The sequence below is a fragment of the Pseudomonas sp. TH32 genome (assembly GCF_016650855.1).
Lineage (GTDB): Bacteria > Pseudomonadota > Gammaproteobacteria > Pseudomonadales > Pseudomonadaceae > Aquipseudomonas.
This window is the reverse complement of sequence record NZ_JAEKFA010000002.1, coordinates 3,323,368-3,342,805: the sequence shown is the minus strand read 5'-3', so window position 1 is coordinate 3,342,805 and position 19,438 is coordinate 3,323,368. Positions and strand designations below refer to the sequence as shown.

Annotated in this window: 20 protein-coding genes; 6 read left to right on the top strand and 14 right to left on the bottom strand. The window is 62.2% G+C overall.

Translation table 11 applies throughout. The annotated features are described in order from the left end of the window. Positions 1 to 8 precede the first annotated feature (8 nt). The 6 genes from JFV30_RS18815 to JFV30_RS18790 form a co-directional block, all read right to left on the bottom strand. Entirely contained in the window at positions 9 to 773 is a 765-nt protein-coding gene (locus tag JFV30_RS18815; RefSeq protein WP_010166652.1) for a polysaccharide biosynthesis/export family protein, read from the bottom strand. Between the two features lie 29 nt (positions 774 to 802). Further along, a complete protein-coding gene (locus tag JFV30_RS18810; protein WP_003208209.1) occupies positions 803 to 1,714 on the bottom strand; it encodes a glycosyltransferase family 2 protein in 912 nt (303 codons plus the stop codon). Beyond that, positions 1,714 to 3,174 (bottom strand): mannose-1-phosphate guanylyltransferase/mannose-6-phosphate isomerase, encoded by a 1,461-nt coding sequence (locus tag JFV30_RS18805; protein ID WP_201124893.1) that lies wholly within the window; start codon positions 3,172 to 3,174, stop codon positions 1,714 to 1,716. Before JFV30_RS18805 ends, JFV30_RS18810 begins: the two co-directional genes overlap by 1 nt. Then, the gene (locus JFV30_RS18800; RefSeq protein WP_010166655.1) at positions 3,174 to 4,613 is read right to left on the bottom strand and encodes an undecaprenyl-phosphate glucose phosphotransferase; all 1,440 of its coding nucleotides are present in this window, start codon (positions 4,611 to 4,613) and stop codon (positions 3,174 to 3,176) included. The genes JFV30_RS18805 and JFV30_RS18800 overlap by 1 nt, the downstream gene beginning before the upstream one ends. A 484-nt stretch (positions 4,614 to 5,097) precedes the next feature. After that, positions 5,098 to 5,400, bottom strand: coding sequence for a DUF6124 family protein (locus JFV30_RS18795; RefSeq protein ID WP_010166657.1), 303 nt, complete (start codon positions 5,398 to 5,400; stop codon positions 5,098 to 5,100). A gap of 304 nt (positions 5,401 to 5,704) precedes the next feature. Then, positions 5,705 to 7,030, bottom strand: coding sequence for an aminotransferase-like domain-containing protein (locus JFV30_RS18790; protein ID WP_201124892.1), 1,326 nt, complete (start codon positions 7,028 to 7,030; stop codon positions 5,705 to 5,707). Positions 7,031 to 7,124: 94 nt separating this feature from the next. On the opposite strand from JFV30_RS18790, the gene JFV30_RS18785 reads away from it, so the two are divergent. Both JFV30_RS18785 and JFV30_RS18780 read left to right on the top strand, forming a co-directional pair. Then, positions 7,125 to 7,754: a LysE family translocator gene (locus tag JFV30_RS18785; protein ID WP_201124891.1), complete on the top strand. Its 630-nt coding sequence runs from the start codon at positions 7,125 to 7,127 to the stop codon at positions 7,752 to 7,754. Between the two features lie 27 nt (positions 7,755 to 7,781). Then, positions 7,782 to 8,123: an antibiotic biosynthesis monooxygenase family protein gene (locus tag JFV30_RS18780; protein WP_201124890.1), complete on the top strand. Its 342-nt coding sequence runs from the start codon at positions 7,782 to 7,784 to the stop codon at positions 8,121 to 8,123. Here JFV30_RS18780 and inhA read toward each other — a convergent pair. Beyond that, positions 8,120 to 8,800, bottom strand: a complete 681-nt coding sequence (gene inhA, locus JFV30_RS18775; RefSeq protein ID WP_201124889.1) for an isonitrile hydratase — start codon at positions 8,798 to 8,800, stop codon at positions 8,120 to 8,122. The genes JFV30_RS18780 and inhA overlap by 4 nt on opposite strands. Before the next feature lie 91 nt (positions 8,801 to 8,891). Between inhA and JFV30_RS18770 the strand changes: the two genes are divergently transcribed. From JFV30_RS18770 to JFV30_RS18760, 3 genes are all read left to right on the top strand, one after another. Then, positions 8,892 to 9,860, top strand: coding sequence for a GlxA family transcriptional regulator (locus JFV30_RS18770; protein WP_201124888.1), 969 nt, complete (start codon positions 8,892 to 8,894; stop codon positions 9,858 to 9,860). Positions 9,861 to 9,990: 130 nt separating this feature from the next. After that, complete coding sequence (locus tag JFV30_RS18765; protein ID WP_201124887.1) at positions 9,991 to 10,578, top strand: biliverdin-producing heme oxygenase; 588 nt, start codon at positions 9,991 to 9,993, stop codon at positions 10,576 to 10,578. Beyond that, positions 10,575 to 12,770 carry an ATP-binding protein gene (locus tag JFV30_RS18760; RefSeq protein ID WP_201124886.1) on the top strand — a complete coding sequence of 732 codons (2,196 nt, stop codon included), beginning with the start codon at positions 10,575 to 10,577 and terminating at the stop codon, positions 12,768 to 12,770. Before JFV30_RS18765 ends, JFV30_RS18760 begins: the two co-directional genes overlap by 4 nt. Here the strand turns inward: JFV30_RS18760 and JFV30_RS18755 are convergent. The 7 genes from JFV30_RS18755 to JFV30_RS18725 all read right to left on the bottom strand — a co-directional run bounded on the left by JFV30_RS18755 (position 12,748) and on the right by JFV30_RS18725 (position 18,495). Beyond that, positions 12,748 to 13,668, bottom strand: coding sequence for an alpha/beta fold hydrolase (locus JFV30_RS18755; protein ID WP_201124885.1), 921 nt, complete (start codon positions 13,666 to 13,668; stop codon positions 12,748 to 12,750). The genes JFV30_RS18760 and JFV30_RS18755 overlap by 23 nt on opposite strands. A gap of 82 nt (positions 13,669 to 13,750) precedes the next feature. Beyond that, positions 13,751 to 14,113 carry a VOC family protein gene (locus JFV30_RS18750; RefSeq protein WP_010166670.1) on the bottom strand — a complete coding sequence of 121 codons (363 nt, stop codon included), beginning with the start codon at positions 14,111 to 14,113 and terminating at the stop codon, positions 13,751 to 13,753. Beyond that, a complete protein-coding gene (locus JFV30_RS18745; protein ID WP_010166671.1) occupies positions 14,110 to 14,742 on the bottom strand; it encodes a BRCT domain-containing protein in 633 nt (210 codons plus the stop codon). The genes JFV30_RS18750 and JFV30_RS18745 overlap by 4 nt, the downstream gene beginning before the upstream one ends. A gap of 13 nt (positions 14,743 to 14,755) precedes the next feature. Next, a complete protein-coding gene (locus JFV30_RS18740) occupies positions 14,756 to 15,145 on the bottom strand; it encodes a hypothetical protein (protein WP_010166673.1) in 390 nt (129 codons plus the stop codon). Positions 15,146 to 15,365: 220 nt separating this feature from the next. Further along, positions 15,366 to 15,827 carry a cysteine hydrolase family protein gene (locus JFV30_RS18735; protein ID WP_201124883.1) on the bottom strand — a complete coding sequence of 154 codons (462 nt, stop codon included), beginning with the start codon at positions 15,825 to 15,827 and terminating at the stop codon, positions 15,366 to 15,368. Between the two features lie 48 nt (positions 15,828 to 15,875). After that, on the bottom strand, positions 15,876 to 17,702 hold the full coding sequence (locus JFV30_RS18730; protein WP_201124882.1) for a glycoside hydrolase family 15 protein: 1,827 nt from the start codon (positions 17,700 to 17,702) through the stop codon (positions 15,876 to 15,878). Beyond that, on the bottom strand, positions 17,695 to 18,495 hold the full coding sequence (locus JFV30_RS18725; RefSeq protein WP_010166680.1) for a glucose 1-dehydrogenase: 801 nt from the start codon (positions 18,493 to 18,495) through the stop codon (positions 17,695 to 17,697). The genes JFV30_RS18730 and JFV30_RS18725 overlap by 8 nt, the downstream gene beginning before the upstream one ends. Positions 18,496 to 18,656: 161 nt before the next feature. Between JFV30_RS18725 and JFV30_RS18720 the strand changes: the two genes are divergently transcribed. After that, positions 18,657 to 19,400, top strand: a complete 744-nt coding sequence (locus JFV30_RS18720) for an AraC family transcriptional regulator (RefSeq protein WP_010166682.1) — start codon at positions 18,657 to 18,659, stop codon at positions 19,398 to 19,400. The last annotated feature ends 38 nt before the right edge of the window (positions 19,401 to 19,438 follow it).

The following is a 19,438-nucleotide window of genomic DNA, read 5'->3' as shown; positions in this document are numbered from 1 at the left end:
TCGCTCCTTTAGTGGTTCGTGGTGTAGCTGTAGCCCACACCAATGGATTTGGTGAAGGGAATCAGCTGGTTCAGGTAAGTGTCCACGCCCTGGATCCGTTCGCCGACGTTGGACTTGGGTACAAACACCACGTCACCGCGTTGCAGCGCCACGGGCTTGCGGCCCAGTGCGCCGTTCTTCAGGTACTGGCTGAAATCGAGGAAGTAGGCGTGGTAGACGCCTTGGCCGTCCTCACGCAACAGGGCCACCATGCTCGCGTTGCCCACCGGGCTCACGCCGCCGGCACCGAGAATCGCCTGTTCCATGGTCGGGGCCGTGGCGATGGAGATTGCCGACGGGTTGAACACCGCGCCACCGACGATCACCGTGTTACCCGGTGCCTGGTTGATGTTCACCGTCACCCGGGGTTCGCGATACACCGGTGCGAGCTTCTGGCTCAGCTCGGCGGCGACTTCCGCCGGCGTGCGCCGCGCCACCTGGATCGGCCCCAGGAAGGGGTAGTTGATCTTGCCGTCGTTCTGCACGGTGTACAGCGTCAGCTCATAAATCGTGCTGACGTTGAACGCCGACAGGGTCGGCATTTCCCCGGCATCGCGCACAATCCGCAGCTGGTCGCCGATGCGGATCCGCTCCACCGCGGGTGGCAACTGCGCCATGCGGTCGAGGGCTTGCTTGCCCTCATCCACGGTTTTCCCGTCGGGCGCGACGATCCGCGCCGGGGTATTGCAGGCGGCCAATGCCATCATGGCCAGGACGAGCAAGGTTCGTTTCATCAAAGGGGTCTTCCTGTAGGTCATGATGCTCACCTCCAATAACCGGGGAACATGCTGATGCGCCGCTTAAGGGCGAGGGGGAGCTGGCGCTCCAGATGGCCCAGCCGGTAGCCGAGCAATTTGAACGCGCTGCGCACCAGTACTTCGGGTACGCGGTGCAATGCACCGGCTTCGCGTAATGCTCGAAGCTCGGCCAGTACATAGCGTTTACCTTCACCGCCGGCATCGCCAAAAGCCTGGCGAATCCACGGCTCGCGGCCGTAGAACACGCCAATGTCGAAGTAGCGGTGAAACTCATCCATGAGACGGTAATCGTGGGAGTGATAGACCAGGGCGGTGGCGGCATAGCGCACCTTGTAGCCTTCCAGCAGCATGCGGGCGGCGACGTAGGCGTCCTCGCTGCCGATCACGTCCGCGGGAAAGCCACCGACGGCTTGCAGGGCGCTGCGCCGGTACACCGAAAAAGAATCCGAGCTGAAGCAGGTCTTGATCCCGAGCTCCGGCGCATCCGCCAGGCTTTTGCTTCGGCTTTGCGGCGGGTAGTTGAAGTGGCGCGACTGGGCGCCCAGCACGCCGGCATCCGGGTGCGGCAGTTGGCGGCCATACGCAACGCCATTGAGCGGGTCCAGTTCCAGCTCGCCCACCAGGTTGGCGAAGGTCTCGGGTTCGGCGGGAATCGCGTCCTGGGTCATGACGATCAGCGCGTCGCCGTCGACTTGCTCGCTGGCCCAGCGGCGCGTGCCGCCGTGGTTGAAATCCTTGGCGTCGATCACTTCGACCCGTACGCCGAACTCGCGAAAACGCGCCACGGTGTCATCGCTGGAGGCACTGTCGACCACCAGGGTTTCGTCCGGTTGCAGGGTTTGCATGCGCAGCGCCGGCAGCAGCCGGTCGAGGTGGCTGGACGCGTTGCGGGTCGGGATGATCAGGGCAGTACGCATCACTTCTTCACTTCGGCCGGAGCCCGGCCGTAGATGTCGTCAAACCGCACAATGTCGTCTTCGCCCAGGTACTCGCCGCTCTGCACCTCGATCATCACCAGGTCGATGATGCCGGGGTTGGTCAGGCGGTGTTTGTGCCCGGCCGGAATGTAGGTGGACTCGTTGGCGTTGATCAGGAACTCGCGATCACCGTTGGTAATCATTGCCGCGCCGCTGACCACTACCCAGTGCTCGCTGCGGTGATGGTGCATCTGCAACGACAGCGAGGCCTGTGGCTTGACCACGATGCGCTTGATCTTGAAGCGGCTGCTTTCTTCCAGCACGGTGTAGGTGCCCCACGGCCGGGTGACGGTGCGGTGCAGGCTGAACGCCGGATGGTCCAGGCGCTTGAGTTCGGCGACGATGTAGCGCACGTCCTGGCTGCGCCGGGCGTCGGCAATCAGGATCGCGTCCGGGGTGTCGACGACGATCAGGTCGCTCACGCCCACCGCGCCCAATACGCGTTTGGGCGAGTCGATGTAGCAGTTGTGCACGTCATGCAGGATCGCTTCGCCATTGACCTGGTTGCCGTTGGCATCGCTCGGAGTCAGTTGGCGCACCGCGTCCCAGGAGCCGATGTCGCTCCAGCCGATGTCGCAGGGCACCACGGCCACTTGCGCGGATTTTTCCATCAGCGCCACGTCGATCGAGATATCCGGCGCCGCGCCGAAACCTTCAGCGTTCAGCTCGCGCTGGCGGCAGCTGTTGTTATTCAGGCTGTGGCCGTGGTCGAGGGCGGCTTTCGCCGCATCCAGTACGGCAGGCGCGTGCAGGGCCAGTTCCTCCAGCAGGACGCTTGCCTTGAAGCAGAACATCCCGGCATTCCACAGGTGTTTGCCGCCGTCCAGGTAACCCTGGGCGGTGGCGAGGTCAGGCTTCTCGACGAAGCGCTTGACCCGGAAACCCTGGCCCAGTACGTCGCCTTGCTCGATGTAGCCGAAGCCGGTTTCCGGGTGGTCGGGCTGGATGCCGAAAGTCACCAGGTAGCCGGCTTCCGCCAGCTCGCGGGCTTGGGCGACGGCGTCGGCGAAGGCGCTTTCATCGAGGATCAGGTGGTCGGCGGGGAGTATCAACAACTGCGCGTCGCTGCCGAAGTTTTCCTGTACATGCAGGGCGGCCACCGCGATCGCAGCAGCGGTGTTGCGCCCGAACGGTTCCAGCAGCAGGTCGAGGGCCAGGTGGTTTTTGTTGACCACGCGGTAGTCATCGAGGGTGCGGAACAGCGAGTCGCGGTTGGTCACCGTTACCACGCTTTCCACCCCCGGCAAGTGACTGGCCCGCAGGAAGGTCTTCTGCAACAGGCTCTGGTCGTCACGCATGCGCATGAAGGGCTTGGGCATGTTCTGCCGCGACACCGGCCACAGGCGGGTGCCCGAGCCACCGGAAATGATGCAGGGAATTAATCCGTTGAGGGTGTTCATCAATAGACTTCCTTGGTCGAAAGGACGGCCGGGACCGTCATGAAAACGATGTACAAGTCGAACCACACCGACCACTTCGAGATGTACTCCAAGTCGTACTCAACGCGTTTCTGAATCTTGAACAGGGTGTCGGTCTCACCACGATAGCCGTTGATTTGCGCCCAGCCAGTGATGCCCGGTTTTACCCGGTGCCGCGAGCTGTACTCGCTGACGGCCACTTCGTAGGGCACCCCGGCGGCCTTGGTCGCGGTGGCGTGGGGGCGCGGGCCGACCATCGACATGTTGCCCAGCAGCACGTTGAACAGCTGCGGCAACTCATCGATGCTGGTCTTGCGAATAAAGCGGCCCACGCGGGTGATGCGCGGGTCGCCACGGGTGGTCTGGCGGTCGGCGTTGAAGTCACTCATCTCGGCGTACATCGAGCGGAACTTGAACACCCGGATCACATTGTCGTTGTAGCCAAAACGGTTCTGGCGAAACAGCACCGGGCCCTTGGAATCGAGCTTGATGGCAATCGCGGTGATCAGCATGATCGGCGACAACGCCACCAGGCCGAGGGCCGCCAGGATCAGGTCTTCGCAGCGCTTGATAAACGGCGACCAGCCCCGCAGCGGCACATGGGACGTGTTGAACATCAGGATGCCGCCGACATCGGTGATGCGGCTGTGGCCGTAGCGCAGGGCGGCCATGTCGGGCACCAGCATCACGTTGACCGACATCTGGCGCAGGCGCTTCACCAGCCCGTTGATCCGCTGTTCGGCGGCCCAGGGCAGGGTGATCATCACCTGGTTGACCTGCTCGGAGCGGATCAGTTTTTCCAGGTCGCGGGTATTGCCCAGCAGCGGCAGGTTGCTCAGTTCCTTGGGAATGCGTTCGGTGCGGTCGTCGATAAAACCGATCAGGCCGGAGCGGATATCGCCATTGCGCTGCAAGTGGTCGGCGACGTGCACGGCGGTGTCGGTGAAGCCGAGGATCACCGTACGTTGCAGGTATTTGCCGTTCATCATCAGGTTGCGGAACAGGCGCAGCATCACCATCCGCTCCAGCCCGAACAGCCCCAGGCTGGTGACAAACCAGAACGCCAGGTTGCGTGGGCTCAACTGCGGGAACATCTGCAGGATCTGGTACATGAACAGCAGGATGCAAAACGCGGAAGACCAGGCCACCAGCATGGTGCGAAACCGCAGGCGGTTGCTGAACAGTTCCTCGGAGTACACCCCCATGGCCTGGAACAGAATAATCGTCAGGATCGCGAAAAACAGCAGCAAGCCTAGAAAGTGGGCGCGCAGCTCGGTGGCCATCGGGTCTGGATAAAACAGCAGGATCAGTGCTGGTAAAACGGCGGTGAGGCCGTGCATCAACTTTACGAAAACAACAAAAAACTCAATGAAACCGGCCCGGGTCAAAAACAGGCTGTCGACTGACGACTTCTCGCGCATAAAAACATCCCTCATTGCACACCAGGGCTTCCTTGTTCGGCTGCTCATCCATAAAGGCAGGGCTTGCTTTATAAGTGGCGCCAGACGAACAGCTGCTTCGCTGGGTAAAACGCAATTACCTATCTATTTGCAGGGAATTTGCGGGGTAATGGCTAAATGATGGTTCCCTTTCTTCGATTCGTCAAGGTTTTGACTTTTTTATAAGAGTGCTGTGCTAGACGCTCCAGGTATTATTGTCCGTGACAAATTGTTGACTTTCCTGGTCGGGTTCTCGGGTTTATCGAGAACAAAATGCTGGCGTTTTGGAGTGTAGGAACAAAATTGAGAATTTTCCTGCGGCTGAGGAAAACCTTTTTTGACGGGGGCAGGATGCGGGGGTTTTGGGGGACAACCGACGAGTGGTGAGGGCGCGGGTCCTTCACCACCTCGGGGCGCTACTAGGCTTGGGAGTTGCCTTTGAAACTGACCGTCACGTTGCGTGTTTTTACGGCCTGCGCACGTGCAAACACTCAATCGACCGGTCGACGGTGGTCTTGGCAATTTCCAGCAAATGCCATACCGCCAACAACCTCGCCCGCTCGGGGCTTTGCAGCAGTTCGCCGCAGTCGAGCGCGGTGGCGGAGGCGCTGCTGAGCAGGCTGGCGGTGTAGAGCAGGGAGTCTTCGAAGCTCAGGTCTTCGTTCACGGTGTGGAAACCCTGGGACGGCAGGTAGTGTTCAAGTGCGCGATTGAAGGCGGCGCGGTTTTTAAGCTGGTCGAGGGGTGGATCGGGGACGGGTTTATTCATGGTGTAACTCCTTTTCGGGTAAGGAGCCGGCGCCCTTCGCGACTAAACGTAGGGTGGCGGCTGTACGCAGGTTAGTCGACCGGCTGAAAAGGAAAACCCGGCGCACCCGAAGGTGCCCTGCGCACAGCCACCATAAAACCTCATGATGAAACCATGCGCCTTTTCAGAACCGGGCGACTAAACCCGTTCACTGATGAGCAGTGAAGCGGCGAAGACTAGCCACCGGTTCCGGCAGGCACAAGGCCGAAAGATTGTCTCGGAAACGTCCCGCAAATTAAAGGGATTTACCCTGCTGGCCCTTTATTCATATCCGAATTGCCTCGCGAATTTTCCCCAAGGCCACCCGCAATGTCGCCAAATCAATCGACCCCAGTGCCACCCGCAACGCATGCGGCACATGCGCCGTACAGGCAAACGGCTCGGCACTGGTGACACGCACACCCTGGCCCTCAAGCGCAGCCACCACCGCATCCGCCCGCAGGCCTTCGGGCAATACCAGCCACAGGTAATACGACGCCGGATGCGCAATCATCTCGCAACCCTGCAAGACCTCCCGGGCCAGCGCCTGACGTTGGCGCGCATCCTTGCGCTTTTGTTCTTCCAGCACATCCACTGCGCCGGATTCTATCCAGCGGCACGCCAGGTTGACCGTGAGCGTCGGCGTGCTCCAGGTCGAGACGCGAATGGCTTGCTCCAACGCCGGCACCAACGCGTTGGGTGCCACGATAAACCCCACCCGCAACCCCGACGCCACGCTCTTCGAAAGGCCGGACACATACACCGTTCGCAACGGCGCATGGGTGAACAACGGCTTGGGCGCGGGTTCGGCCAGAAAGGCGTAGGCGCCGTCTTCGATCAGTAGAAAATCGTAGCGTTCAGCCAACGCTGCAAGGCGTTCGCGGTCAGCTTCACCCATCACCGTGCCCAGCGGATTGTGCAACGTGGGCATGCAATAAAACGCCCGCACCGGGCGCCGTTTGCACAGGGCCTCCAGCGCATCCAGATCCGTATGGCCAGCCGGTTGCGGCAGCGGCTCCAGGTCTATGCGCTGGGACTGGGCCAGGGTTTTCAGGCCGGGATAGGTCAGCGCGTCCACCGCCAGCACATCCCCCGGTAGCAGCAGCGCCATCAGGCTGACGGCGAGGCCTTGTTGCGCACCATTGACGATCAGCACCTGCTCGCCACCCACTTGAATCTGCCGATTGCGCAGGTGCCGCGCCGCTGCCTGCCGTTCATGGGCGCGGCCACCTTGCGGAGCGGAATGCAGCAGGGCATCAAGGTCTCCCGAGGCGGCAATGGCGCGCAAACCGTCGCGCAGCATCTCGGCCTGACCGGGCAGTGAGGGGTAGTTGAGGCTCAGGTCCACGGTGCCCGGTTGCAGCGGTTGCTGCACCAGGCCCATGCCCCGCAGCAACGTGGTGTCGCGCACAAAAGTGCCGCGGCCCGGTTCACCCACCACCAGGCCGCAGGCCTCCAGTTCGCTGTACACACGTAACGCCGTGGCCAGGGCGATGCGATGGCTATTCATCAGGTTGCGAACGGTGGGTAACTGAGTGCCCGGCGGCAATTTTCCGGCGCGAATCCGCGTAGCCAGTTCATCAACGATCAGTTTGTAGCGGACCTGAGCCATGGCGTGTTCCCGTGCAAAGCGTATCTAGATCAATTTTTTGTTTGTATCAGGTGAGCTGATTAATCTACAGGCTTTCCCGGCGGATGGCTTGAGCATGATCGACCTCGCAACCCTGGCTGTTTTCTCTGGCGCAGTTCTACTGCTGTTGTTATCCCCGGGCCCCAACATGGCCTTCGTCATTAGCCACGGCGTGAGCTATGGCTGGCGTGGCGGGGTGGCCTCGGGGTTGGGCATCAGCGTGGCGGACCTGCTGCTCACGGCACTCACTGCAACCGGGGTGACAGCACTGGTCGCCAGTTGGCCGCCAGCCTTCGACCTGATTCGCTACGCCGGGGTGGTGTACCTGCTGTGGCTGGTGTTCAAGACCCTGCAAAAAACACCGGACCTGGACACCGCCCACGTCACCCGCGTACCCCTGGGCCGGGTGTTTGTACGGGCGATGCTCAACAGTCTGCTCAACCCCAAGGCGTTGCTGTTTTTCATGGTGTTCCTGCCGCAGTTCGTCAGCACTGAAGCCGGGCCCATCGCGCTGCAATTGGTAGTGCTGGGGATAATCCTGACGCTGATCAGTGGTGTATTTCATGCCGTGCTGGGGATTTTTGGCGGGGCGGTGAGCCGGTTTTTTGCCGGCAAATCGGGTAGCTCAGGCATACAGAAATGGGGCCTGGCGACTGTGCTGATGGTACTGGCCGTGCGGTTGGCGCTGATGGCTCGCCCGACGTGAAACACCACTCATAAAAGGACGTTACGCATGTACATCGCAGCTTTTATCTACAAGCCCGGTGAACGGGATGATGAGTTCCAGCGCCTCACGGATTTGATCGACGCACTGGCGGCAAGGCTGCCGGGATATGTGGGGGCCGAGTCGTGGCGCTCGGCGGATGGCCGGTTGATCAACGCCAGTTATTACTGGCGCGATGAAGCGTCAATCCGCGCCTTTGCCAGCCACCCGACCCACCTGGAAGCCAAGCGCCTGTACCGCCGCTGGTACGGCGGTTATCACGTGGTGATTTCCAAGGTGGAACGGGCGTATGGCGACGGCACGATCGGGCATCTGGTGCCCGCCGACCGCCACGGGCACGCGAGCGCTTAACCCAACCGCGCCGCCGCCCGTGCCACGATTTCACCCCGGGTCTTGCGCGACTCGGCGGTGCGTTTGCGGGCTTCTTCCAGCACGTGGGGCGGGGCGCTTTCCGGCCGGCCTGCATTGAACGGCGGGGCCGGGGCGTATTCAATCTGCAACTGCACCAGTTGCGCCGCCGCCTCGCTGTACAACTCGGCCGCCAGGGTCAGGGCAAAGTCGATCCCGGCGGTGATCCCGCCACCGGTCAACAGGTTGCCGTCACGCACCACGCGTTCCTGCACCGGGATCGCGCCGAGCGGGGCGAGCAGGTCGTGGTAGGCCCAGTGGGTGGTCGCCCGCCGCCCGCGCAGCAAGCCCGCCGCACCCAGCACCAGGGAGCCGGTGCACACCGACGTCACGTAACGCGCGGTGTGCGATTGGGCCTTGAGAAACGCCAGGGTTTGCTCATCTTCCATCAACGCGCCGACACCCGAGCCGCCGGGTACGCAGATCACATCCAGCGTTGGGCATTGCTCAAAGGTGGTGCTCGGGCTGAACACCAGGCCGGTGCTGGAGGTGACCGGCGCCAGGTCCTTCCAGACCAGATGCAGCTTCACATCCGGCAGCGATCCCAATACGTCGTAGGGCCCGGTGAGGTCCAGTTGCTGGATGCCGGGGAACAACAAAAAGCCGATCTGTAGAGTCATGGGGAATACGCCTGATAAAGGGATGGACGGCTTCACTCTAGTCACCTAGGCTTTGGCGAATACGCCATTGAACCCACGAATTACGCCAATCATGCCCAGAATCATCAACGTGCTCGCGTTTCCCAATGTTCAAGTGCTCGACGTCACCGGGCCCTTGCAGGTGTTTGCCTCGGCCAATGACCTGGCGCGCCAGCGGGGATTGCCGGTGCCCTATGCGGTGAGCGTGATCGCCGCGCAATCGGAGCCGGTGATGACCTCGGCGGGCCTGGCGCTGGTGGCCGAGCCGTTGCCGGCCGCCGACGCGCCCTGCGACACGCTGGTGATCGCCGGCGGTTGGGGCGTGTACGGTGCCGCCGAAGACCCGGCCCTGGTGGACTGGGTTCGGCAAAAAGCCGCACAGTCGCGGCGCATGACCTCGGTGTGCACCGGCGCGTTTCTGCTGGCGGCCAGCGGTCTGCTGGACGGCTGCCGCGTGGTGACCCACTGGACCCGTTGCGAAGAACTGGCGCGCAAATACCCGCACCTGACGGTGGAGGCCAATCCGATTTTCATCCAGCAGGGCAACCTGTGGACCTCCGCTGGTGTGACTGCCGGCATCGACCTGTGCCTGGCGCTGGTGGAAGAGGACCTGGGCCGCGCGGTGGCCCTGGAAGTGGCGCGGCACCTGGTGGTGTTTCTCAAGCGGCCCGGCGGGCAATCGCAATTCAGCGTGACGTTGTCCCTGCAAAAGGGCGGTAGCCGTTTTGCTGAGCTGCACGCCTGGATCGCCGAACACCTGACCCTGGACTTGAACATCGCCACGCTGGCTGCCCAGGCGGGCATGAGCGAGCGCAGTTTTGTGCGCCACTACCGCGCCGAAACCGGCCAGACGCCTGCGCGGGCCGTCGAGCTGATACGCGTGGAAACCGCCCGCCGGCAACTGGCGGACAGCAGCGCGTCGATCAAGCGCATTGCCGTGCACTGTGGTTTTGGTTGCGAAGAAACCATGCGCCGCAGCTTCCTGCGGGCGGTGTCGATCACGCCCCAGGCCTACCGCGAGCGCTTTTCCTCGCCTTGTTAGAACTGATCGAAAATGAACGAATAGGAATGTTTTTGTATCAAGGTGCTATGTTACCCACAGTCCATTGCGCAGTGACTTGATCCCAGGCCTCTACGTCGCGGTTTCGACCCTTCCGGCGTGCGCACTGCTTATGAATTCACCACCTCCTGTCCTTGTTGAATTGCGCGCGGCGACCGCTGCCCTGCATCGACGCCTCGATACCCGGCTGCCTTTTTCCCGCATGGACCTGGCGCTCTACCGCGAGCTGATGAGCGCCTACTACGGCTTCTACCAACCGCTGGAGCGAGCGCTGGCACCCTGGGGCGAAATCATTCCCGAGCTGGAATGGGGACGGCGCAGCAAAACCCCGTATTTGCAGGCAGATTTGCTGGCGCTGGGCCTGAGTGACCCGCAAATCGACGCCTTGCCTCTTTGCTCCGAGTTGCCGGCCATCACGAACGTGGCCCAGGCCCTCGGCGCCCTGTATGTGCTGGAAGGCGCCACCCTCGGTGGCCAGGTGTTGCGCAACCTGATCGAGATCAAAATTGGTGTCGGCTCCGTCAACGGCGGCGCGTTCATGAATGTGTACGGTGCTGAGACCAGTGCGCTGTGGCAACGCTTCCTTGTGTGCCTTTCCCCACTGCAGGCTGCGGCCAAACGCCTGGCGGCGGTGAACGTCGCCGAGTCGACCTTTGTGTGTTTCGAGCAGTGGCTGGAACGCTGCGGGGTGCTGCGATGACTACGGTCGATACGCCGCTGGACGATTGCGCCAGTGAACCCATCCACATTCCCGGCTCGATCCAGCCCCACGGGCTGCTGTTGACGTTGAGCGAGCCGGCGTTAGAGGTGCTGCAGGCCAGTAGCAACCTGAGCGTCGCCTTGGGCCTGGACGCAGAGCGCGTGTCGGGCCAGGCCTTGGCCAGTGTGCTGGGCAGCAAGGCGGCGGCAAAGGTCATTCAGGCCTTGGCAGACCTGGACGCCGACGAAGACGAGTTGCATCAACTGACGCTGGAGGGCTACGCCTACGACATCCTGCTGCATCGTCATCAGGGCCTGCTGGTGCTCGAACTGGAGCGCGCCATGACGGTTCAGCACAGCGCCGTCGGCCAGCTCGGCCGCACCCTGCGCCGCTTGCAGTCGGCCAAGACGCTTGACGGGTTGTACCAGACCAGCGTCACCGAGATTCGCGCCCTGACCGGTTACGACCGGGTCACCTTGTACCGTTTCGAGCAGGAAGGTCACGGCAAGGTCATCGGCGAAGCCCTCAGCGACGGCATGCAGCCGTACCTGGGGTTGTGTTTTCCCGCCTCGGACATCCCGCCCCAGGCCCGCGAGTTGTATCGCCTGAACTGGGTCCGGGTGATTCCCGACGCCCAATATCAACCGGTGCCGATCCTGCCGGCCCTGCGCCCCGATACCGGCGCGCCCCTGGACCTCAGCTTCGCCGTGTTGCGCAGCGTGTCCCCGGTGCACTGCCACTATTTGAAGAACATGGGCGTGCGGTCCTCCATGAGCATTTCGCTGCTCAAGGACGACCAGCTCTGGGGCCTGATCACCTGTGGCCATCGCGAGCCGTTGCGCGTGCCCCATGAACTGCGCACGGCGTGCACCAGCATCGGCCAGTTGTTGTCGATGCAGATCACCTTGCTTCAGGAGCGGCAGGAGCGCCGCCACCAGCTCGACAAGGCCGCCATGGTCGAAGAGTTGGTGGCCGCCATGACGGCCGACCAGTGCGACGTGATGGAAAGCCTGTTGCCCTGTGCGCAAACACTGCTGAACCTGACCGATGCCGGTGGCCTGGCAATTCTGGTGGAAGGGCGCCTGCACGTGTTCGGTGTTTGCCCCACCCGCGCTGAAATCCACGGGTTGTACCGGTGGGTGCGCGAGCAGGGCAAAGGCGTGGTGCATAGCCATCAGTTGTCCGTGGACTTTCCCCCGGCGGCGGCCTATCAGGCTCATGCCAGTGGCCTGTTGGCGTTCTGCCTGCCCAAGCCGGTGGACAACGCGGTGATGTGGTTTCGTCCAGAGGTTCAGTCCACGGTGGAGTGGAGCGGCCAGCCGGTCAAACATCAGGAGCCCGGCGCCACGTCCCTGAGCCCGCGCCTGTCGTTTGAACTGTGGAAGCAGCAGGTCGACGGCAAGGCGCTGTATTGGACACTCTCGCAATTGCAGGCGGTGGAAAACCTGCGGCGCAATGCCCTGGAACACGACCTTGCGCGGCAGGTCCAGCGCGAGCACGAAGCCGTACGGGCGCGTGATGAACTGGTGGCGGTGGTCTCCCATGACCTGCGCAGCCCGCTGACCATCCTGCTGATGCAATGCGGCATGATGCGCAGCATGTTGCCTGCCGACGACAACAAGGCGAGCCGGCGCCTTTCCACCGCGATTGAAACCATGCAGAACGCCACTTCACGCATGAACACCTTGCTGGAAGACTTGCTCGATATCTCGCGCATCGAGGCCGGGCGCTACAGCGTTTCCCTGCAACCGCTCGATGTGGCGGCGACCCTGGAGCAAATCTGCTCGATGTGGCAGCCGCTGGGAGCCGCCAAGGGCGTTGACCTCACGTGGCGTTCTGCTGCGGCGTTGTGTGTGCAGGCCGACCCGGAGCGTTTGTTCCAGGTGTTTTCCAACTTGCTGGGTAACGCCTTGAAGTTCACCCCGGTGGGCGGGGTGATCGAGGTGATTGCCGAGCCGGCGGGGGACGAGGTGTTATTTCGCGTGTGCGACAACGGCGTGGGCATCGACCCGGCGCAACTGCCGTATATCTTCGATCGTTACTGGACCTCCCGCGAAGGCAACCCCACCGGCAGCGGCTTGGGGCTGTACATTTCCCACGGCATTATCGAAGCCCACGGCGGCAGCCTGTGGGCTGAAAGCGTGGTGGGGCAGGGCAGTGTGTTCAGCTTCAGGATCCCGGCCGGGGACTGAGCGCCAGCAGTTCGAAGATCGCCTCAAGGGTCGCCCGGGGCGCCTCCTGGGGAATGTTGTGGCCCACACCGGCCAGCACCTCGCGGCGATAAAACCCGCTGAACAGCCCCAGGTCTTCATCTTCCGCCGGGGCCGGGCCCACGCCGTCATCGGCGCCGCACAGCGAGATGCTCGGCACCGAAATCGGCGGCGGCTGCACCAGCGCCTGTTCGATGCTTTCCAGCGCCGGGTCACCCGGTGCGTACATGAAGCGGTGACGGTAGGAGTGCACCACCACCTCGACAAAATCCGGGTTATCGAACGAAGGCGCGGTGTTGCCGTACAGGCTCGGCCCCTCGGCCCAGGACGGAGACCAGAGCGCCCACAGCAACTGGCAGAACTCACGCCGGTTGGCGGTCAAGCCGTCGACGCCGCGCTGGGTGTGAAGGTAAAACTGGTACCATAGCCGATGCTCTTTTTCCGGCGCCCGAGGCCGGGTCGACGCGGCAATATCCTGAATGTTGTAGCCATCGCCCGTCACCAGGCCGCGTACCCGCTCGGGCCAAAGTGCCGCGACGATACACGCGGCGCGTCCGCCCCAGTCATAGCCCACCAGCGTGGCGGTCTCGATGGACAGGGCATCCATGAAATCCAGCAAGTCTTTGGCCAGCGCCGCTTGCTGGCCGGAGCGCATCACCCCGGCATTGATAAAACGCGTCGGGCCATACCCGCGCAAGTACGGCACCAGCACCCGGTAGCCACGCTCGGCGACCACCGGAGCGATCTCGTCATAGCCGCGCGGGTCGTAGGGAAAACCGTGCAGCAGAATCACCACCTCACCGCCTTCCGGGCCATGGGCTTCGTAAGCGATATCGAGCATGGGCGTGCGCACGTGCAGCAATGGGGCGAGGGCGGGCATGGAGGCTCCGAGGGTGGAGAGAAGGTGGTGGAACTGTAGACCAAACGAGTTACCGAACGTCATCCGAAAGGCTGCAATTGCTTTACTTGTCTAGACCGGCTTGGCGCAAGCCGATGCAATTGCCCCATGGGTCGCGCACCTGGCACATCCACTCGCCGCCTTCGATTTCCATTGGCCCTCGATACAACGTGGCGCCCAATGCAACCAGGTGCTGCACCTCTTGAGTCAGGTCCGCCACCCGCCAATACACCACCGACCCAGCCGCGCCGCTCGCGACCTTGTTGTCGGCATTCACGATTTCAATAGCCACGCCGTCTACGTCCAGATGACCGAAGTCATCGGGCGCGTGGTAGATTCGGATAGCTCCAGGAAAGGCCTTGGCATACCAATCGGTAGCGGTGTGCCAGTCGGGGACGTGAATCAGGATGGAGATGATAGGAGTCAACCGAACAGTACCTGCTGCCAATGGGTTTCACTGATGATTGCGATCGGAATGCCGCTATTTCTCAGCTCGACGGCTTTTTTGATCTTCGTGCCATATGAGCTATGCAGCCACTGTTCATTACCAACACTTCCGACCACGAGGAAATGAACCTTCTTGCTGACCGAGTTGCCGATAAGGCCGCCGCGCTCGACCACCAGCGACTCACATTCCTTGCGCGGCCCATACGCCATGACACCGGTAAACAAAAACGTCCGGTCCTGCCACTCTAGTGTCGGCGCCGGATTGTTCAGTGGAAGGCTGGTGACAGAGGAGGGGCGTTGAGGTGATCCCACCGAGACGCCGGAAAACTGATGCAGCATTTCTAACAACTCTGTGGACTCTTCCGCGTCCAGAACGCCGTCACTCAGCATGCTGGCAAGACGCTGATAAAGAATGTTTACCACCGGGTCCTCCAGTTGGAGCAGGTGGGTTTCTATCCAGTTCTTAAGAAACTCAGCTTCCAACTGATTGATGTTTCCGTCGGCGACCAATCCGGCGGTGACGCCAAGTAATGCGTCGGCAGAGCGTCGATCCATTCGCGCCTTGTGGAAGAAGTGACTGCGTTCGAATTCCTGATGAAGATCAGTCATGCGTCCTTGCTCCTTACTCTTCGGTTTCAGTGGCCTGATTAAAATACTTTGTCTTGTCTGGCGTGAAGGTCACGATCATGTGGGTGCGTGAACAGGTCATCACTGTTTCTACCGTTGGGTCGATGTCAAGACTTTCACCACGAAGACCTTGCCACTGTGCCAGATAGTTGAGTGAGCCGAACTTTTCCAGCTTTTTCAGGCTTCGGCTGACGCCTCCTTTCCACCCAAGTGAAGGCAGCTCGCCAGCCAGGCATGCTTGCGAAAGGTCTGGGCGTTTTGTCGCCAACGCTCGCCCCACCTCCCAGCATTGGATTAAGCCTTTGTCGCTGCTTTCCCACGTCTCGCTCCAACTCAGGATGGGCCGAGGGGGCACGTTGATGCTTTGTCGTATGCGCTGGGTCATATTCCTTCCTTGAATATTTGGCGGTGCGGTAAACAGTGGAGCTGATATACACATATCTAGTGATTTTTGCCAAATACCTGTGGCGAGGGAGCTTGCTCCCGTTGGGCTGCGCAGCAGACCGCTTTGTTAACTGTGTGCTTTCTGGGAGGTTGCGGTGAGCTTTTTGGGGCCGCTACGCGCCCCAGCGGGAGCAAGCTCCCTCGCCACAGTGGGGGGCGGGTCAAATTTCTGCGCGGGTGACGATGTGTTTGAAGTGATGCCGCCACAAGTCCGCCCCCAGTTTCCCCGAGCGATCCAGCGATGAGCCCACGGTCAAGTCGCTGATCAGCGTGGGCTGCAAGCCCGCATCAAACAACGCAAACCCGGCCGCCAGTACGCAGGTGTCGGTCTGGATGCCGCACACCAGTACCCGCTCCGGCGCGAGGCTTTTCAGGTGGCTGATGGTTTCAGGCGTGGGGGCGTAGCCGTGTTTGATGAAGACATGGTCGGCGGCAATCAGGCTGTTGTCGTCGGGCGCTGGCTGCCAGCCGAGTTGGCGGGCGAACGGGGTGATGCTTTCGTCGTGGCGCTCGACGGTGGCCACTGACGGCATGCGGCCCAGCAGGGCGTTGATGCCGTCCACCAGCCAGTCGGGTGGAGCGAAGGAGGGTTGTACGTCGATGATCAACAGGACCTGGCGCATGGCATTCCTGGCAGCAGAAGGAAGGCCATGCATTGTGCCCTCAACGGATCACGGCTGCCAAACCGTCTTCACCCCGCTCAACTTCCGGTCCAGGAATGTCGCCGCGCTGATCAACGCCAAATGGCTCAACGCCTGTGGTGTATTCCCCAAATGCCGTGCCTGGTTATCAAACTCTTCGGCATACAACCCCAACGGATTGGCATAGCGCAGCAGCTGCTCAAACTCCAGGTGGGCCTTTTCCACTTGCCCGGCCCGCGCCAGGCATTCCACGTACCAGAACGAACACGCGGCAAATGCGCCTTCGGTGCCTTGCAAGCCGTCAATCTGGCTGTCGTCGTTGCGGTAGCGGTACACCATGCCGTCGCGCACCAGGCTTTTCTCGATCGCTTTCAGTGTCGACAACCAGCGCGGGTCCGTCGCCGCCACAAAGCGCACCAGTGGCATCAACAGCATCGAGCCATCCAGCGCGGTGCTGCCGATATGCTGCACAAAATGCCCGCGTTCTTCGTTCCAGAAGTTGCTCCAGATGTCTGCGTAGATCGCCTGGCGCGTCTGGTCCCAGCACGCAAACGGCGCTGGCAGAGAGCGCTTGGACGCCAGGCGGATCGCCCGGTCCAGGGCCACCCAGCACATCAGCCGCGAATGCAGGAAGTGATGCTGCTCGCCGCGCATTTCCCAGATACCGACGTCTTTGTGGTTCCAGGTTTCGCAGACCTGATCGGCCACTTCCACGGTGTGTTTCCAGCCCTCGTGGGAAATGGCTTCGCCGTATTTGTTGACCAGGTACACCGCGTCCATCAGCTCGCCATAGATATCCAGCTGCACCTGGTCGTAGGCTTCGTTGCCGATGCGCACCGGTTGCGCGCCGCCGTGGCCGCTGAGGTGGCTCAGCTCGGTTTCCGGCAGTTCCTGGCGGCCATCGATGCCATACAGGATGTTGATTTTCATCGGCTGATCACTGCAGTCACCGACGCGGCCTTTCAGCCAGCGCATGTAGCCGTTGGCTTCCTCGATAAACCCCAGGCGCATAAAGGCGTAGACGGTAAACGAGGCGTCGCGGATCCAGGTGTAGCGGTAGTCCCAATTGCGCTCGCCGCCGGGGGTTTCCGGCAGGCCGAAGGTGGCGGCGGCAAGGATGGCGCCGTGTTTGCGCGAGGTCAGAAGCTTCAGGGCCAGGGCCGAGCGATTGACCATCTCGCGCCAGCGCCCACGGTAGTTGGACTGGGCGATCCAGGCGCGCCAGAATTTCAGGGTGCGTTCCAGGCACAGGTCGGTGCAGTCGCTTTTGACCCGGGCATCGTCCACGCCGCCGAGGACAAATTCGGCGCCTTCTTCGTGGCCCAGGTCAAAGGTCGCCACAGCGGCGTCGCCTTCCAGCTGCATGGCGTGGCTGCCGGTCAGGCGCAGGCCCGGTTGGCCTGCTGCCTCAAAGCACACGTCGGCGTCATCCAGCGTGGCGCGGGTGGGCGCGCGGGCATAGTCATGGCGAACCGCGCAGCGCAGGTGAATGGTCGCCTTGCCGCTGACTACCCGCACCCGACGGATCAGGATGGGCAGGTCGTCGGCTTCTTCGCTGATGGTCAGGAAGTCGGTGACTTCCACCACCGCGTCATTGCTCAACCAGCGGGTTTGCAGCACGTTGGTGTCCGGCAGGTAGATCTGCTCGCGGCGGGCGTCGGGCAGGTCCGGCGTGAGCTGGAAAATCCCGGCGGCGGGGGAGTCGAGCAATGAGCAAAAGATCGAGGGGCTGTCGAATTCCGGCCAGCAGAAAAAGTCGATGCTGCCCTTGTCGTTGACCAGCGCCGCACTGCGCATGTCGCCAATGATGCCGTGGGCATCGATTGCACTTTGTGGTTCGTTTTTCAAATCAACCATTGCCACGAAACTCCGGATAAAGGCTCATGCCGCCGTCAATAAACAAGGTGCTGCCCACCACGTAGTCGGAGGCGTCACTGGCCAGCCACACCACCGCATTGGCCACGTCTTCGACGTCACCCACGCGGCCATAGGGAATCAATTTGAGCAGTTCGACCTCGGCCGCGCCTTCGGTGGCGGCACGGTTGATCGCGGTGCGAATCGCGCCGGGTGCAACGCCGTTGATGCGGATGCGCTGCTGGCTGACTTCCTGGGCCAGGGTGCGCATCAGCATTTCAACGCCGCCCTTGGACGCGGCGTAATTCACGTGCCCGGCCCAGGGAATCACCTGGTGCACCGAGCTCATGTGGATGATTTTTCCGGCGGCCCGGGACACTCCTTCGCGGATGCCCTGGCGGTTGAAGATTCGCAGGGCCGCACGGGCGCACAGGAACTGGCCGGTGAGGTTGACGCCGATCACGGCGTTCCAGTCGTCGAGGGTCATGTCGACGGCGGCGGCATCTTTTTGCATGCCCGAGTTGGCCACCAGAATGTCCAGGTGCCCGAACGCCTCAAGGGTTTGCGCAAACAGCCGCTCCACATCGGCTTCTTTCGACACATCGGCGCCAATCGCAATCGCCCGGCCGCCGTTGGCATTGATCTGCGCCGCCAAGGCTTCAGCCGGCGCGGCCTGGGCGTTGTAGTTCAGCACCACGGCGGCACCGGCCTCTGCCAGGGCCTTGGCTGCCCCCGCGCCGATCCCGGAACTGGCGCCCGTCACCAGCGCCACTTGTTGCTCCAACGAAATACGCATCGCCCACCCAACCTTTTTCAGAGTGCCCCATTAGCTGACTGACGGGGCGGCTCACAAGTTCACCGGCTGTCTGGAATGCGACGATGGCTGTCTATATCTATCGTTTTCGCCACGGGGATTTTCGCTAGAATCAATGCCTGATTGACGCGAGACCTGAGCCGATGAACAGCCAACCCCGCCCGTGGCTTGAAGCCTATGCCGACAACTACCGCAACGACGACGTGGTGCATCCCCATTGCCACGCCCAGGCGCAACTGATCCACGGGGTGTCCGGGGTGATGGTGGTCAGCACCGCCCAGGGCAGTTGGCTGGTGCCGTCCGGGCATGCGCTGTGGGTGCCTGCCGGCACCCCGCACGAAATCCGCATGGCCGGCGAGGTGCACATGCGCACGCTGTTCCTGATGCCCGAGGCCGAGCCGGGGCTGGGGCGCACCTGCCAGGTGATCGAGGTGTCGGCGTTGCTGCGGGAACTGATCGTTGCCGCCACCCTGATCGCCGGGCATAACAGCCCGCGGTTGCAAGCCATGGTCGAGTTGATCCGCATGGAATTACTGGCCGCTCCGGTGGTGGCGATGCACGTGCCGGTACCCGGCGAGGCGCGGCTGGCCCGGCTGTGCACGCATTTCATCCGCAACCCCTCTGACGACAGCAGCCTGGAATCCTGGGCCGACAGCCTGAACATGAGCGCCCGTACCCTGAGCCGGGTGTTCCAGCGGGAGTTGGGCATGAGCTTCGGCGAATGGCGCAAGCGTGCCCGGCTGGCCTTGAGTTTGAAGCTGCTGGCCCAGGGCGTGTCGATTCTGGAGGTGGCGCTGGAGCATGGGTATCAGAGCCCGAGTGCGTTCAGTGCGATGTTTCGTCGGTCGCTGGGTTATCCGCCGAGTCATTTCCGGCCGGGGGCGTAGTGTTGCGTCATGTAACGTTGTTGTCCGTTTAGCGACGA